The organism is Gammaproteobacteria bacterium (assembly GCA_022340215.1).
Taxonomy (GTDB): domain Bacteria; phylum Pseudomonadota; class Gammaproteobacteria; order JAJDOJ01; family JAJDOJ01; genus JAJDOJ01.
Map to the genome: position 1 here is coordinate 24,124 of JAJDOJ010000084.1, position 16,107 is coordinate 40,230.

Annotated in this window: 13 protein-coding genes; 3 read left to right on the plus strand and 10 right to left on the minus strand. The window is 62.7% G+C overall.

The features are described 5' to 3' along the window. Nucleotides 1-81: 81 nt before the first annotated feature. The gene (locus LJE91_06230) at nt 82-696 is read right to left on the minus strand and encodes an RlmE family RNA methyltransferase (protein MCG6868330.1); all 615 of its coding nucleotides are present in this window, start codon (nt 694-696) and stop codon (nt 82-84) included. A 158-nt stretch (nt 697-854) separates the two neighbouring features. Here LJE91_06230 and yhbY point away from each other — a divergent pair, with 158 nt between their 5' ends. Then, entirely contained in the window at nt 855-1,151 is a 297-nt protein-coding gene (yhbY, locus tag LJE91_06235; GenBank protein ID MCG6868331.1) for a ribosome assembly RNA-binding protein YhbY, read from the plus strand. A 28-nt stretch (nt 1,152-1,179) separates the two neighbouring features. On the opposite strand, the gene greA is transcribed toward yhbY, so the two are convergent. From greA to hrcA, 8 genes are all read right to left on the minus strand, one after another. Then, on the minus strand, nt 1,180-1,656 hold the full coding sequence (gene greA, locus LJE91_06240) for a transcription elongation factor GreA (protein MCG6868332.1): 477 nt from the start codon (nt 1,654-1,656) through the stop codon (nt 1,180-1,182). Then, nucleotides 1,653-4,874, minus strand: coding sequence for a carbamoyl-phosphate synthase large subunit (gene carB, locus LJE91_06245; GenBank protein MCG6868333.1), 3,222 nt, complete (start codon nt 4,872-4,874; stop codon nt 1,653-1,655). Before carB ends, greA begins: the two co-directional genes overlap by 4 nt. Nucleotides 4,875-4,941: 67 nt before the next feature. After that, a complete protein-coding gene (carA, locus tag LJE91_06250; protein ID MCG6868334.1) occupies nt 4,942-6,087 on the minus strand; it encodes a glutamine-hydrolyzing carbamoyl-phosphate synthase small subunit in 1,146 nt (381 codons plus the stop codon). 310 nt (nt 6,088-6,397) lie between these two features. Beyond that, nucleotides 6,398-7,201 (minus strand): 4-hydroxy-tetrahydrodipicolinate reductase, encoded by an 804-nt coding sequence (gene dapB / locus LJE91_06255; GenBank protein ID MCG6868335.1) that lies wholly within the window; start codon nt 7,199-7,201, stop codon nt 6,398-6,400. A gap of 72 nt (nt 7,202-7,273) precedes the next feature. After that, entirely contained in the window at nt 7,274-8,404 is a 1,131-nt protein-coding gene (gene dnaJ, locus LJE91_06260; GenBank protein MCG6868336.1) for a molecular chaperone DnaJ, read from the minus strand. 208 nt (nt 8,405-8,612) lie between these two features. After that, the gene (gene dnaK, locus LJE91_06265) at nt 8,613-10,565 is read right to left on the minus strand and encodes a molecular chaperone DnaK (GenBank protein ID MCG6868337.1); all 1,953 of its coding nucleotides are present in this window, start codon (nt 10,563-10,565) and stop codon (nt 8,613-8,615) included. A 115-nt stretch (nt 10,566-10,680) separates the two neighbouring features. Next, on the minus strand, nt 10,681-11,262 hold the full coding sequence (gene grpE / locus LJE91_06270; protein MCG6868338.1) for a nucleotide exchange factor GrpE: 582 nt from the start codon (nt 11,260-11,262) through the stop codon (nt 10,681-10,683). 126 nt (nt 11,263-11,388) lie between these two features. Continuing rightward, entirely contained in the window at nt 11,389-12,474 is a 1,086-nt protein-coding gene (gene hrcA / locus LJE91_06275) for a heat-inducible transcriptional repressor HrcA (GenBank protein ID MCG6868339.1), read from the minus strand. Between the two features lie 193 nt (nt 12,475-12,667). On the opposite strand from hrcA, the gene LJE91_06280 reads away from it, so the two are divergent. Further along, nucleotides 12,668-13,561 carry an NAD(+) kinase gene (locus LJE91_06280; protein MCG6868340.1) on the plus strand — a complete coding sequence of 298 codons (894 nt, stop codon included), beginning with the start codon at nt 12,668-12,670 and terminating at the stop codon, nt 13,559-13,561. A gap of 18 nt (nt 13,562-13,579) precedes the next feature. Then, nucleotides 13,580-15,247, plus strand: a complete 1,668-nt coding sequence (gene recN / locus LJE91_06285; GenBank protein ID MCG6868341.1) for a DNA repair protein RecN — start codon at nt 13,580-13,582, stop codon at nt 15,245-15,247. 17 nt (nt 15,248-15,264) lie between these two features. On the opposite strand, the gene fur is transcribed toward recN, so the two are convergent. Further along, nucleotides 15,265-15,690: a ferric iron uptake transcriptional regulator gene (gene fur, locus LJE91_06290; protein ID MCG6868342.1), complete on the minus strand. Its 426-nt coding sequence runs from the start codon at nt 15,688-15,690 to the stop codon at nt 15,265-15,267. Nucleotides 15,691-16,107 lie beyond the last annotated feature (417 nt).

Sequence of the window (16,107 nt, forward strand, 5' to 3'; positions counted from 1 at the left end):
CCTGTGCCGCCAGAAGGCCCCGCTTCTACATGGCAAGCCTCCCGTCACCCATCTATCAGACAGACAGCGGGCCAAGCGGTTTCATCCCGTGGCTCCGGCCAGCAGGTATACCTCCCTGCTGGCGGCCCGAGACGCCTCGGGCTTGTGAATACTTACCTTTACGAACCGTGAACGGCATTGGGCCACATAGCGGTCGAATCCGTCTCCCTGGAAAAGCTTGACCAGAAAGATCCCTTCCACAGCCAATACCTCCCCGGCCAGTTCCAGCGCCAGTTCTGCCAGGTACAGCGAGCGTGGCTGATCGACGGAGCGCACGCCAGACAGGTTCGGTGCCATGTCCGAGAGGACCACCTGGGCCGACGCGCCCCCCAGTGCGGTCAATAACTGGTCATGGACCACATTGTCGGTAAAGTCTCCGCGAATGACGGTCACCCTGTTCAGGGGCGCGATCTCCAGCAGATCCAGGGCGATGACCCGCCCCCCCGCTCCGACACGCGAGGCCGCATACTGGGACCAGCCACCGGGTGCAGCACCGAGATCGACCACGGTCATCCCCGGGCGGAACAGAGGGTACTTGCGATCGATCTGCTCCAGCTTGAAGACCGCCCGGGAGCGGTATCCCCGCGCGCGGGCCTCTTTCGTGAAGGCATCGCGGTGCTGGCGTTCCAGCCAGGTCCTGCCCGCCTTAACCGCCATGGTAAGGATCCCGGGTCCGGTGCTTCCGTCGCTCCCGATGGCCCCTGCGCACGTTACAGATTCATGCCGTAGTCGCGGTGTTCGGAAAATCCCCGACGGGTTCCGGCACCAATCCGTTAAAATTCACGCCTTCAAGCACGATCACAGCCAGCCGGCCCATGGAACTCTCGGTATCCCAAAAGAAACAGCTTCGACGAATGGCGCATCACCTCAAACCGGTGGTGACCATCGGCCACAAGGGACTCTCCTCGACCGTCCTTGCGGCGGTCGAAGAGGGCCTTGGTCACCACGAGCTGCTCAAGGTACGCCTCGGGGGGGTCGAACGCGCAGAGCGCGACCGGATCACGGCGTCGCTGATCGAAGCCACCGGTGCCGAACGCGTGCAACGGATCGGGTTCACCCTGACGCTGTACCGCCGCAACGCCAAGAACCCGAAGATCGCACTGGGTGATTGAAACGCGGCCCCGGCGCCGCCCGGGCCGGCTAGACGTAGCGCACCTCCAGCAGCTCGAAGTTCCTCTCGCCGACCGGGGCCCTGACGGTTGCCGTGTCACCGACTTCTTTGCCGATCAGGGCGCGCGCGATCGGCGAGGCCACGGAGATCAATCCCTGGCCGATGTCCGATTCGTCTTCGCCGACGATCTGATAGGTGATCTCCTCTTCGGTGTCTTCATCCACCAGATCGACGGTGGCGCCGAACACCACCTTGCCGTGCGCGTGGACCTTGGTCACATCGATGACCTGTGCGTGTGCCAGCTTGGCCTCGATGTCACGGATGCGCGCCTCGACGATACCCTGTTGTTCACGAGCGGCATGGTACTCGGCATTCTCCTTCAGGTCCCCGTGAGCGCGCGCCTCGGCAATCGCCACGGTGATTTTCGGCCTTTCGGTGTTCTTCAGGCGCGTGAGCTCGTCACGCAGTTTCTCCGCGCCCCTGACGGTGAGCGGTACCTTGTTCATTGAGCAACCTCCTCGTGTATGTCCTGCAGGCGGTAGATGTTATCGATCCACGGTGCCCGCATCGCCATGACCAGCGCACGCCCTCCCGCGATCGTCGTTGTGTAGCATACCTTGCGTCTGAGCGCCTCCCGGCGGATGGTGTAGGAATCCCGGATCGCCTGCTTGCCTTCCGTCGTGTTGACGATCAGGCTGATCTGGTTGTTCTTGATCATGTCCACGACATGGGGCCGGCCCTCGAGGACCTTGTTGACCGCCTCGCAGTCGATGCCGCCCTCGGAAAGTGCAGCAGCCGTCCCCCGTGTGGCGACGATCCGGAAGCCGAGTTTCACCAGATCCCGGGCGATTTCCACCGCGTCCTGCCGATCCCGCCCGCGCACGCTGATCAGTGCCGCGCCACCCTCGGGCAGCTCCATCCCCGCAGCGAGCTGGGACTTGCCGTATGCCTCGCCGAACGTCCTGCCCACCCCCATGACCTCGCCGGTCGACTTCATCTCGGGACCGAGAATCGGGTCCACGCCAGGGAATTTCAGGAACGGGAAAACGGCCTCCTTGACCGAGAAACTGGTGCTCCGGTCGATTTCCGACACACCCTGGGCACGCAACCCGGTGCCAGCCATACAGCGTGCGGCGATCTTTGCCAGGGGCAGCCCGGTAGCCTTGGAAACGAAGGGAACGGTCCGCGAGGCCCTCGGGTTGACCTCGATCACGTAGACGTCCCCGTTCTGAATGGCGAACTGGGTATTCATCAGACCCCTAACCTTGAGCCCGTGGGCCATCCGGGCGACCTGGTCGCGCATGGCATGCTGTGAGGCTTCGGTCAGGGAATACGGCGGCAGGCTGCAGGCCGAGTCGCCGGAGTGTACACCGGCCTGCTCGATATGTTCCATGATCCCGCCGATCAACACATCCTCACCGTCGCAGATCGCGTCGACATCGACCTCGACGGCATCGTCGAGAAAGCGATCCAGCAGCACCGGGGCATCGTTGGAAACTTGCACAGCCTCGGTCATGTAACGGCGGAGATCTTCCTCGCCGTACACGATTTCCATGGCCCGCCCGCCCAGCACATACGACGGACGCACGACGACCGGATAACCGATGCCACGCGCGAGACGTACCGCGTCCTCCTCATTTCGCGCAGTGGCATTGGGCGGCTGCCGCAATCCAAGTTCATGAAGCAGCCCCTGAAATCGCTCGCGATCTTCGGCGAGGTCGATCGAGTCCGGAGAGGTGCCGATGATCGGAGCACCGGCAGCCTCAAGGTCTCGCGCCAGTTTCAGTGGCGTCTGACCGCCGTATTGCACGATCAGCCCCTTCGGCGCTTCGACCCGCACGATCTCCATCACGTCCTCGAGCGTGAGCGGCTCGAAATACAGGCGATCGGAAGTATCGTAGTCGGTCGAGACGGTCTCCGGGTTGCAGTTGACCATGATCGTCTCGAAGCCGTCCTCTCGCAACGCAAACGCGGCATGAACACAGCAGTAGTCGAATTCGATCCCCTGACCGATCCGGTTGGGACCGCCGCCAAGCACCATGATCTTGTCTCTCGCCGACGGACTTGCCTCGCAGGCTTCCTCGTAGGTCGAGTACATGTAGGCCGTTGTACTGGCGAACTCCGCCGCGCAGGTATCGACCCGCTTGTATACCGGATGGACGCCCAGGTACCAGCGACGCGCCCGGACCTCGCCTTCGTCGACGCCAAGCAGACGTGCGAGCCTGCGGTCTGAAAACCCACGGCGCTTCAGGTGCCACAGCTCGTCCTTAGAGATCGAATCCAGTGATTCCTTGTCGAGTTCCCTCTCGCGATCGACGATTTCACTGATCTGCGCCAGAAACCAGGGATCGATCGAGGTCAGATCCTGTATCTCCTCCAGATCCATGCCCCGGCGGAATGCGTCAGCCACGTACCACAATCTGTGCGGACCGGTTTCGCGCAGCTCGCGACTCAGCACGGTTGGGGTGTCCTCGCTGTCGTCGCTCAACACAGGATCGAGTCCGTCGACGCCGATCTCCAGCCCACGCAGCGCCTTCTGCAGCGACTCCTGGAAGGTGCGCCCGATCGCCATCACCTCGCCGACCGACTTCATCTGTGTCGTGAGCCGGTTATCCGCCAGTGGAAACTTCTCGAAGGTGAAGCGCGGCACCTTCGTGACGACATAGTCGATGGCCGGCTCGAACGAGGCGGGTGTCGCACCCCCGGTGATCTCGTTGCGCAACTCGTCGAGGGTATACCCGACCGCCAGTTTAGCGGCCACCTTCGCGATGGGAAAGCCGGTTGCCTTGGAGGCCAGCGCCGAGGAACGCGAGACGCGGGGATTCATCTCGATGATCACCAGCCGCCCGTCCTGCGGATTGACCGCGAACTGCACGTTCGACCCCCCGGTCTCGACGCCGATCTTGCGCAGTACCGCAATCGATGCGTCTCGCATGACCTGATATTCCTTGTCGGTCAGGGTCAACGCCGGTGCGACGGTAATGGAATCCCCCGTGTGGACACCCATCGGGTCGAGGTTCTCGATAGAGCAGACGATGATGCAGTTGTCGTTGGCGTCGCGCACCACCTCCATTTCGAATTCCTTCCAGCCCAGCAGGGACTCTTCTAGCAGCACCTCGGAGGTGGGAGACTCATTCAGGCCCCGGCTGACGATCGTCTCGAACTCCTCCAGGTTGTAGGCAATACCGCCGCCGCTGCCGCCGAGCGTGAAAGAGGGACGAATGATCGTGGGGAAGCCCAGCCAGGACTGTTTCTGTCTCGCCTCTTCCAGGCTGTGCGCGATGGCGGATCGAGCCGAGGCCAGGCCGATCTCGTCCATGGCGCGGCGAAAACGTTCACGATCCTCAGCCATATCGATGGCGTCGCGGCTGGCGCCGATCATCCGCACGCCGAACCTCTCCAGAACCCCTTCGCGCACCAGGTCCAGTGCACAGTTCAGGCCCGTTTGCCCGCCCATCGTCGGCAGCAGGGCGTCCGGCCGCTCGCGCTCGATGATCCGGGCCACGATCCGCCACTCGATCGGCTCGATGTAGGTCGCGTCCGCGGTGTCCGGGTCGGTCATGATCGTCGCCGGATTGGAATTGACCAGCACCACGCGAAACCCTTCCTCACGCAGCGCCTTACAGGCCTGGGCACCGGAATAGTCGAATTCGCAGGCCTGACCGATGACGATCGGGCCGGCCCCGATAATCAGAATGGTCTTGATGTCACAGCGTTTTGGCATACCGTTCCTGCCGGGATTGGAAGAAGACCTTTCAGGTGGCTTCGGCGGCTTGACACCCCGCGAGGTGTCAAGCCCGGTCCGGTTTCCCGCGTTCGCGCATCATCGAGACGAAGCGCTCGAACAGCGGTCTGACGTCATGCGGGCCGGGGCTGGCTTCGGGGTGTCCCTGAAACCCGAAGGCAGGCAGGCGCCTGTGCCTGATCCCCTGCAGCGAACCGTCGAACAGCGATCGGTGGGTCGCATCGAGGTCCTCCGGCAGCGAGGATTCGTCAACCGCGAATCCATGGTTTTGACTGGATATCATGACCCGACCGGACTCCAGGTCCTGTACCGGATGGTTCGCACCGTGGTGACCGAACTTCATCTTCCGCGTCTGCGCGCCGCAGGCCAGCGCGAGCAACTGATGGCCCAGGCAGATACCGAACAGCGGGACACGTGCCGACAGCAGTTCCCGCATCGACTCGATGGCGTAGTCACAGGGCTCGGGATCTCCCGGCCCGTTGGAGAGAAAGACACCGTCGGGCGCCAATGCCAGAACGTCGCGCGCAGGGGTGGTCGCCGGAACGACGGTCAGCTCGCTGCCGAGGGTATGCAGGATACGCAGGATGTTCCGCTTGACGCCGAAGTCGTACGCGACGACACGAAACCGGCTGCCTGTCGCCCGCCTCCCCGTATCCGCCGGATCATGCCCCCATTCCGACTCCCGCCACTCGTAGACCGTGTCCGTCGTAACCGCACGCGCGAGGTCCATTCCCTGAAGACCGGGAAACTCCCGCGCCGAGGCCAGCGCCGCTGCCTCATCCACCCGCCCAGCCATGATGCACCCCGACTGTGCGCCCTTTTCTCTCAGGATGACGGTCAATCGCCGCGTGTCGATCCCGGAAATCGCCACCACCCCGTTGCTTTCAAGATACTCAGGCAGATCCGCCCGTCGGCGCCAGCTACTGGCACGCGGTGGGATGTCGCGGACGATCAACCCCGATACCTGTACCCGTGCGGATTCCTCATCCTCGGGGTTGGTGCCCACGTTGCCGACATGAGGACTGGTGAGCGCGACAAGCTGGCTGTGATAGGACGGATCGGTGAGGATCTCCTGGTATCCGCTCATCGCCGTATTGAAGACGACCTCTCCGGTGGCCGAACCGTCGATGCCGACCGCCTCACCCCGGAACAGGCTTCCGTCTTCCAGAGCGAGCAGGGCTGTACGAGTCAACGGACCCCCGGGAAGTTCACGGATTGCAGATACGGAAAGCGGGACGAACCCCAGGGTTCCTCCCGCTCGCGGAGACGTCCCCACCACCGGCGGGGACTGAGATTGTACCCGATGGGAAGCGGGAGACAACCCGCCCAGACGGGTGAATGCCTGTCTGTATACGACTCGTTCCGAATACCCGTACCGTAACGGACGGGGAAAAACCCAAAGGGCAAAATACCCCGGCAACCCGGCCTGCGCCAGGGTATCCGGCATCTCTACCCCCGCATTCCCTGCGCACCGAACACGGTGTAAAGGGCCCCGCCCGAGGCTACAGTCCCAGCACGTCCGACATGTCGAACAGACCGGCCTCGCGTCCGGTAAGCCAGGCCGCCGCCCGCGCCGCGCCCATGGCAAAGGTCATACGGCTCGACGCCTTGTGGGTGATCTCGACGCGCTCGCCGTCGCCCGCGAACATCACGGTATGGTCCCCGACGATGTCGCCGGCGCGGATGGTCTCGAATCCGATCACATTCCGGGGGCGTTCCCCGGTCCTGCCCTTCCTGCCGAACACCGCGCAGGTCTCGATATCGCGACCGAGCTCCGCCGCCACGACCTCCCCCAGGCGCAGGGCCGTACCGGATGGCGCGTCGATCTTGTTCCGGTGATGAGCCTCGACGATCTCCACGTCGACATCGTCACCGAGCACCTTGGCCGCGGATTCCACCAGTTTCATGCACAGGTTGACACCCACGCTCATATTGGGCGCCATCACGATCGCGATCTCAGCCGCCGCCCGTGCGATTTCATCGCGCTGCCCGCTGGCGAAGCCCGTCGTGCCGATGACCATGGATTTTCCATGACGAGCGCATACACGCACGTTGTCGAGCGTCGCCTCAGGCAGGGTGAAGTCGATGGCGACGTCGAAATCCTGAACGACCGCTTCGAGGGTCGTCGAGAGGGGGATGCCACAGGCGCCGGTCCCGGCCAATTCGCCCGCATCGGTCCCGATCAGGGAACTGTCCGGCCGCTCCGTCGCGGCCCCCAGTTGCAGGCCGTCGTGTCGTTGGACGGCCATGATCAGGTTGCGCCCCATACGACCCCCGGCACCCGCTATTGCAATCCTTGTACCCATCCTTTGCGCGTCTCCCACCGGTTACCTGCGCGGCCGCAACGAATGCGCGCAGCAGAAAGACCCTGGTACATCTCAGTTCGACCAGAACTTCAGGTCCTCGAAGAAATCTTTGACCCCGTCGAGCCAGCCGTGCGCCCGGGGACTGTGTTTCTCTCCACCCTCGCGCACTGCCTCGTCGAGTTTCCGCAGCAGATCCTTCTGGTGACGGGTCAGGTTGACGGGGGTCTCCACCACGATCCGGCAGATCATGTCACCGGGGAGCCCTCCCCTGACCGGCCTGACGCCTTTGCCACGAAGCCTGAAGGATCGGGAAGTCTGCGTCTCGGGAGGTATTTTCAGATTCAGCCGGCCGTCGAGCGTCGGCACCTCCAGTTCTCCGCCCAGTGCGGCCACCGTAAAGCCGATGGGTACCTCGCAGATCAGGTCGTTTCCCTCGCGGGCAAAGAGGTGATGGGGTTTCACCGAGACCTGGACATAGAGGTCCCCTGGCGGGCCGCCGCTGGCACCCCGTTCGCCTTCGCCTGCGAGGCGAATACGGTCCCCGTTGTCAACGCCCGCCGGGATCTCGACCGAAAGCGTCCGGGACTCCTCTACCGTGCCCGCACCACCGCAGGTGTTACACGGCTTGCGAATCACCTTTCCCCTGCCCCGGCATGCGGGGCAGGTCTGCTGAACCGAAAAGAATCCCTGCTGCATGCGTACCTGGCCGACGCCGCCGCAGGTGGTGCAGGTTTCAGGCTCGGTGCCCGGTCGCGCGCCGCTGCCGTCACAGGCCTTGCATTGCACCCGTGTCGGGATTCGCAGGTTCTGCTCGGAACCGAAGACCGCCTCTTCCAGGGTGAGTGCCAGGTTGTACTGGAGATCGGAGCCCCGGGACCTGCGGCTGCCCCCGCCACGCACCCCGCCGAAGATGTCTCCAAAGATATCTTCGAAGATATCGCCGAAGCCGCCATGAAAACCGCCACCACCGCCTGACTGCACGCCCGCGTGTCCGAATTGGTCGTACGCAGCCCGCTTCTGAGGTTCGGACAGGACCTCGTAGGCCTCCTTGGCCTCCTTGAACTGAACCTCGGCTTGCGTGTTTCCCGCATTCCGATCGGGATGGTGCTTCATCGCGAGGCGCCGGTAGGCCTTTTTCAGCTCCGCCTCGCTCGCGTTCTTCGCGACCCCGAGAATCTCGTAGTAATCCTTTTTCTCTGACATCTCTCACAAAATGCTCGATTCGAAACCGGACCCCGCTACCCGTTCGCACGGGACCCGGCGCTCGTTTCCCCGGCATCGGACCCGCGTCGGCCAACCCTGCCCGTGCCGTTGATACCCGCCACACAGGGTGGACGGGACACAGAAAGTCCGGCGGCGCGCAGGGCACCGCCGGACCCCCCGGCGATTCACGTATCCGACGCGGCGACGTTTACTTCTTGTCGTCGACTTCCTCGAACTCGGCATCCACGACGTCGTCGTTTCCGGCGGATTCGGCGCCTGCGCCCTGCTGCGATGCCCCTGCACCCGCCCCGGGCGCACCGGCGGCACCCTGCGCATCGCCAGCCTGCTTGGCGTACATACGCTCGGCGAGCTTCCCCGAGGCCTCGGTCAGAGTCTGTGTCTTGGCCTCGATATCGGCCTTTTTGTCTCCCTTGATCGCCTCTCGCAGCGCAGAGATGGCATCCTCGATGCGCTTCCGCTCGTCAGCCTCGACATCGTCACCCATCTCCTTGAGCGACTTCTCGGTCGCGTGGATCATATTGTCCGCCTGGTTACGTACGGTGACCAGCTCGTGGAACTTGCGGTCCTCCTCGGCATGGGACTCCGCGTCCGACACCATGCGGTCGATCTCGTCGTCGGACAGGCCGCTGGAGGCCTTGATGACGATCGACTGTTCCTTGCTCGTCGCCTTGTCCTTGGCCGAAACGTTCAGGATCCCGTTGGCGTCGATATCGAAGCTGACCTCGATCTGTGGTACGCCCCGCGGCGCCGGCGGGATGTCGGACAGGTCGAACCGGCCGAGAGACTTGTTGGCCGAGGCCATCTCGCGCTCGCCCTGCAGGACATGCACGGTCACGGCGGTCTGGTTGTCGTCCGCGGTCGAGAACGTCTGGTTCGCCTGGGTCGGGATCGTGGTGTTTTTCTCGATGATCTTGGTCATGACCCCACCGAGGGTCTCGATCCCCAGGGACAGCGGCGTCACGTCGAGCAGCAACACGTCCTTGACCTCGCCGCCCAGCACGCCCGCCTGGATCGCGGCACCGACAGCAACGGCCTCGTCGGGGTTGACATCCTTGCGCGGCTCCTGCCCGAAGAAATCCTTAACGGTCTCCTGGACCTTGGGCATGCGTGTCTGTCCGCCGACCAGGATCACGTCGGTGATATCGGAATTGGACAGTTCCGCGTCTTTCATCGCCAGTTTACAGGGACCAAGGGTACGCTGGATCAGGTCCTCCACGAGCGATTCCATTTTTGCCCGGGTTACCTTGACGTTGAGGTGCTTCGGTCCGGTGTTGTCCGCCGTGACATACGGCAGGTTCACCTCGGTCTGCTGGCTCGACGATAGCTCGATCTTTGCCTTTTCCGCTGCCTCCTTGAGTCGCTGCATCGCGAGCGGGTCACCGCGCAGGTCCATCCCCTGGTCCTTGCGGAACTCGTCGGCCAGATAGTCGATCAGACGCTTGTCGAAGTCCTCGCCACCGAGGAAGGTATCACCGTTGGTCGAGAGCACCTCGAACTGGTGTTCTCCGTCCACGTCGGCGATCTCGATGATGGAGATATCGAAGGTACCGCCGCCGAGGTCGTAGACGGCAAGTTTCCGGTCTCCCCGCTTCTTGTCCATGCCATAGGCAAGTGCGGCGGCCGTGGGCTCGTTGATGATTCGCTTGACGTCGAGGCCCGCAATACGCCCCGCGTCCTTGGTCGCCTGACGCTGGGAGTCATTGAAATAGGCCGGGACGGTGATGACGGCCTCCTTCACCTCTTCACCGAGGTAATCCTCGGCGGTCTTCTTCATCTTTTGCAGAACACGGGCCGACACCTCGGGTGAGGCCATCTTCTTGCCATGGGCTTCGACCCAGGCGTCGCCGTTGTCGGCGCGCACGATCTTGTAGGGCACCAGGTCGATGTCCTTCTGCACCGCTTCCTCGTCGAAGCGGCGACCGATCAGGCGCTTGACCGCAAAAATGGTGTTCGTCGGGTTGGTTACCGCCTGACGCTTGGCGGATTGTCCGACCAGCACCTGGTCGTCGTCCGTAAACGCGATGATCGATGGCGTCGTGCGGTCACCCTCGCTGTTTTCGATGACCTTGGCCGTCCCCCCCTCCATGACCGCCACGCACGAGTTGGTGGTGCCAAGGTCGATACCGATAATCTTGCCCATGTGGTTTCTCCGGATCGGGTGTATTTCGATGAAAATTCAGTGTCTATCGACGGTAGATTGGGTCGGCGCGCCCGAATTCAAGGGCTTCCCCAGCGATAGACGCGCCCTTCGGTTGCTACCCGGCTCCCTCCGGTGCCTTGGACACGATCACCATGGCGGGCCGCAGCAACCGGCCATTCAGTGTGTAACCCTTCTGCATCACGGCGCTGACCGTATTGGGCGGCAACGAGGCATTTTCCTGTGCTGTCATCGCCTGATGGAACTCGGGATCGAACGCCTCGCCCTGCGGGTCGATCTCCTCGATATCGAATTTTTCCATCGCTTGCGTCAGCATTTTCAACGTCATCTCCATGCCTTCGCGCAGCTTTGCCGCATCCGCCTCCTCGTGGGCGTGACCCAGGCCAAGCTCGAGGCTATCCCGAACGTTCAGGAGTTCCGAGGCGAACTTCTCGAGTCCGTACCTGTGTGCCTTTTCCAGATCGCGATCACTTCGCTTGCGGAAGTTATCGAAGTCCGCCTGCGCACGAATCAGCTTCTGCCAGGTGTCCTCGGCGCGGCCGCGTGCATCCTCGAGTTCCACCCGCAACTGTTCGATGTCGACCTCTTCGGGTTCCTCCGGGGTCTGATCCCCGTTCGCTTTCGGGTCCTCACCCGGTTGGATCTTGTCCTCGTCTCCCATTCTTGAGCTTTCAGGCATTTTTCAGTTTTACCCCTCTTGCAACCTGTGAATGCGAATCCTTTGGCGTGCCGGCGAAAAGCCTCCGACGTCGCGACTCCGACGGACCCGCGGATCCCTGAACCGTCTCCGGAACCGATATGGGGGTCACTCCCTAAGTTTCAATGCCGACCCCAGCAATCGAGCGGTAATATCGACCAACGGCACGACTCTTTCATACGCCATTCGGGTCGGACCGACGACGGCCAACACACCGACCACGTCCTCCCCGACCATATAGGGGGCAGAGACGACACTGCACTCGTTCAACGGCTTGTAGTCGGATTCGTGCCCGATGAATATCTGCACTCCGTCGGCGTGGATGCACTTGTCCAGCAGCGCGATGATGTCCCGCTTGCGGTTGAACGCCTCGAACAGGCGCCTCAACTTGTTCATATCGCACAGATCACCATAGCGCATCAGCTCGGTCTGTCCCGCGACGATGTAGTCTTCCCGCTCCTTCGATACCGTGGAAAACACCTTCTCCCCGAGTTCCACCGCCGCCTCCATCAACCGGTTCATGTCCCGGCGGACACCGTCCATCTCCTCGATGAGCCCCTGGCGGACCGCCTGCAGATCCTTGCCGGCGTAACGCTCGTTGAGATAGTTTGCGACCTGCTCCAGTTCCGATGCGGTATAGGGTCGATCGAGCTTGATGATCAGGTTCTGCACCTCCTGCCGGTTTGTCACCAGGATCACCAGTGTACGACCATCTGACATTTCCAGAAACTCGATTCGACGCAGCACCGCACGTTCCGAGCGTGGCACGGTCACGATCCCCGCCAGATGCGAGATGCCGGAGATCAGACTCGAAGCGGTCTCCACCAGGTCGTGGTGACTGAGCGACGGGTCCAGACCCTCTTTCAACTCCGCGATGGTTTCTTGCCGCAGGGGGCGCACCTTCAGCATTCGGTCCACGAAGGTTCGGTAGCCCAGGGTGGTAGGAACCCGGCCCGCCGAGGTGTGGGGCGAATGGACCAGCCCCATCTCCGCCAGGTCCGCCATGACGTTACGAACCGTTGCGGGACTGACATCCAGCCCGGCGGCCCGCGCAAGAGAGCGTGAACCCACGGGCTGCCCAGCCCTGATGTAACTCTCAACCAGGACCTTCAACAACTGCTCCTCTCGCTCTGTCAGCGGAATCTGATCTGTCGGGTCAATCGGCATGGCGGCGCCTGTTTTTTCGCGCGGCATACCTTAGCACTCTTGCCGCGCGGGTGCTAACCCTCGGTGTCGACAGGCCGTACTCCCGCACCCCCGGTTTGGAGACACGTTGGCAGGTCACGGGTGACATGCTAGTTTTAAGTGAGCGACCAACCCCCCACCCGCGGGATCGACACGCCAGGACCGCCCCGGCGAACCGGTGCCGTCCGGAGAAACGGCAACAATGACCGGCACTCATTCCACCCCCGCCTTCAAGACCATCGGTGTAATCACCAAGCCCGGCGATCAGCGTCTGGCGGACACGGTTCAGGGCCTGCTTAGCCACCTGCGTTCCCATCAGGTAAAGGTACTGGTCGACGAATCGGCCGCCGAACTGCTGGGTCCCGTAGCCTGTCCGGTTCACCCACGCTCGCGACTCGTCTCGGAATGCGACCTCGCCGTTGTCGTCGGGGGAGACGGCACCCTGCTGCACGCGGCCCGCAGCCTGCTCGACGCCTCGGTCCCCATGGTCGGCATCAATCGGGGCCGACTGGGATTTCTTGCCGATATTTCGCCCGAGGACATGACCGAGCGGATCGACGAGATCCTGGCCGGACGCTACAACGAGGACCGGCGCTTCATGCTTCAGGGCCAGGTGTTTCGCGCCGACGACTGCCTGATGCGAAGCGATGCATTCAACGATGTCGTCGTACACGCTCACGGCATGGTGCGCATGATCGAGTTCGATACGATGATCGACGGGCGTTTCATGAACTCCCAGCTCGCCGATGGTCTGGTCATCTCGACACCGACGGGTTCCACCGCCTACGCCCTGTCCGGGGGAGGGCCGGTCGTCTACCCGACGCTCGAGGCGATCTGTCTGGTGCCCATCTGTCCGCATACCCTGGGCAACCGCCCGATTGTCGTCCATTCCAGGAGCCGGATCGAGATCAGGATCCGCCCCCATAACTCGGTCCCCGCCCTGGTCTCGTTCGACGGACAGGTCAACCATGAGCTCGAGCCGGAAGACCGCATCGTCATCACCCGCAGGGAAAGGCAGCTCCGACTCATTCAGCCGCCCGACTTCGACTATTTCCAGATCCTGCGGGCGAAACTCAAGTGGAGCGAGAGACCCTGACACGACACTGCCCAGACCATGCTGACTCGCATTCACCTGCGTGATTTCGCCGTCGCCGCGGATATCGAGATCTCACTGAATCCCGGGATGAACGTCCTCACCGGCGAGACCGGTGCTGGTAAGTCGATACTGGTCGATGCGCTCGGACTGCTGCTCGGAGACCGCGCCGAGCGCAGCGTCGTACGGCACGGCGCCTCACGGGCGGAGCTGGCGCTGGAGGTCGATCTCACGGACCTGTCCGCGGTAGGTCGATGGCTCGAGCGACAGGATCTGGACAACGGCGGCGAGTGCCTGTTGCGTAGGATCGTGTCCGGCGAAGGACGTTCGCGGGGTTACGTCAATGGCTCGCCCGTCCCGCTGGCGACCCTGCGTGAGCTGGGAGAGCAACTGGTCGACATTCATGGCCAGCATGTCCATCAATCCCTGTTGAGGAGCGACGTGCAGCGCGAGCTGCTCGACAGTCACGCCGGAAACGACGTGCTGGTCCGCGAGTTCTCCGCCGACTACCGGCGCTGGCGGGAACTTTCCCGGGGGCTCGCCTCGCGGGAGGAGAACGAACATGAACTGACCGGGCGCAGGACGCTCCTGCAGTACCAGGTACAGGAACTCGCTGACCTGAATCCGGGAACCGACGAGTACGAGTCGCTGGACGCCGAGCAGCGCCGTCTGGCCCATGTCGAATCGCTGCGGAACGGCCTGTGGAATATGTCCCATTCCCTCTACGAGAACGAGGAGGACTCGATCTACGGATCCCTGGCCGGACTGGTCTCGACACTGGAGGGCCTCCTGCCTTTCGATCCCGGCCTTGAGTCTCTGAGCGGTGGGTTCTCTGAAATCCTGGACCAGACCCGGGAACTGGCCTCCGAACTGCGTCGGCACCTGGAGGGTCTGGAGTCAGATCCCGCCCGGCTCGCTATTGTCGATGAACGCCTCGCCGCGATACACGATCTCGCCCGAAAACACCGGGTCGCACCCGAGGAGCTGGCATCGCATCTCGATCGAATGCGCACCGATCTCACCGCGCTCGAAACCACGGGGCGATCCCTGCCGGCGCTGCGCCAGGAGCTGCACGAACTGGAAACATTGTTATGGGAGCGTTGCCGGGTGCTGAGCTCCAGGCGCAGCGAAACGGCGCGGACACTCGGTAAGGACGTCACCCAAGCCATGCAGGCGCTCGGATTGAAAGGCGGCGAGCTGCAGATCGAGTCCCGCGCCCTGGACAGGAAGCGCATGTCGGCGAGCGGTTGCGATCAGGTGGAATTCCTGGTGCGCACCAACCCCGGCATGCAGGCCGGTCCCATGAACCGGATCGTTTCCGGAGGAGAGCTGTCGCGCCTGAGCCTCGCTATCCAAATGGTCGCGGCCCGCGACCTGAAGATACCGACGCTGGTATTCGACGAGGTAGACGCCGGCATCGGCGGTGCGGTCGCGGAGACGGTGGGACAACAACTGCGCTCGTTAGGCGAACAGCGGCAGGTCCTCTGCGTCACGCACCTGCCGCAGGTCGCCGCACAGGCGCACCACCACTACCGGGTCAGCAAGACAGAGAACGGTGGATCGGCCGTTTCCCGCATTCAGGCCCTGAACGAATCGCAGCGAGTCGAGGAACTGGCGCGCATGCTGGGTGGCCTGAGGGTCACGCCGCAGACCCGCGCACACGCCGCCGAGATGCTGAGCAAACCTTGAATAAGGCCGCGATAGCGTCAGGACGCGTCGTCGGTCTCGTCGTCCTCGACAAACTCTCCGTAAAGGATCAGTGAATGATCGGTGATCCTGAAACCGTGTTCGCGGGCGATCTCCCGCTGCCGACGCTCGATGGTCTCGTCGAAGAACTCGACCACCTTCCCGCTCTTGCTGCAGACCATGTGATCGTGGTGGTTTCCGCGGTTGAGCTCGAAGACCGCCTGGCCTCCCTCGAAATGGTGCCGGTGCACGATTCCCGCCGCCTCGAACTGGGTCAACACACGGTAAACCGTCGCCAGCCCGATCTCTTCCCGGCTCTCGAGCAGGATCTTGTAGATATCCTCCGCAGAGAGATGGTGCTCGACGGAGTTCTCGAGGATTTCGAGGATTTTCACGCGCGGCAGGGTGACCTTCAATCCCGCTTTTCTGAGATCCAGACTTTCCATGCCTCACTCCTTTAGGTAACCGGAAACGAACCTTTATGTTTTCGCGGTCATTTTGTTTTCGCGGTCATTCCCATTACCATGATGCACTTGCCAGCGAGATGCTCGGAGCAGTTGACGAACGCCCACAAACCAAGTGGTTATGTAACGAGGTGCCCTGTCCAGCAGATCATTACGGATTCCGCGCTCCCCTGGTGTTTCGCAGCAAGGCGCAGCGCGCGCGCCTTGCCATGAACGCTGACACGCTAACTGAACTCGCAATGATCAGTTGGACAGAGCACTAGGAGCCTGTCGGACTGAGGATTAATCTACTGCGCTGATGGGAGCTCGGCTCAAATGCCCCCGATTTTTCGTTGCGTAGGCCCACTATGCGCCTCAAAATCGTGAACATTCGATCTCGCTCTCCCATCATGCTCGCTA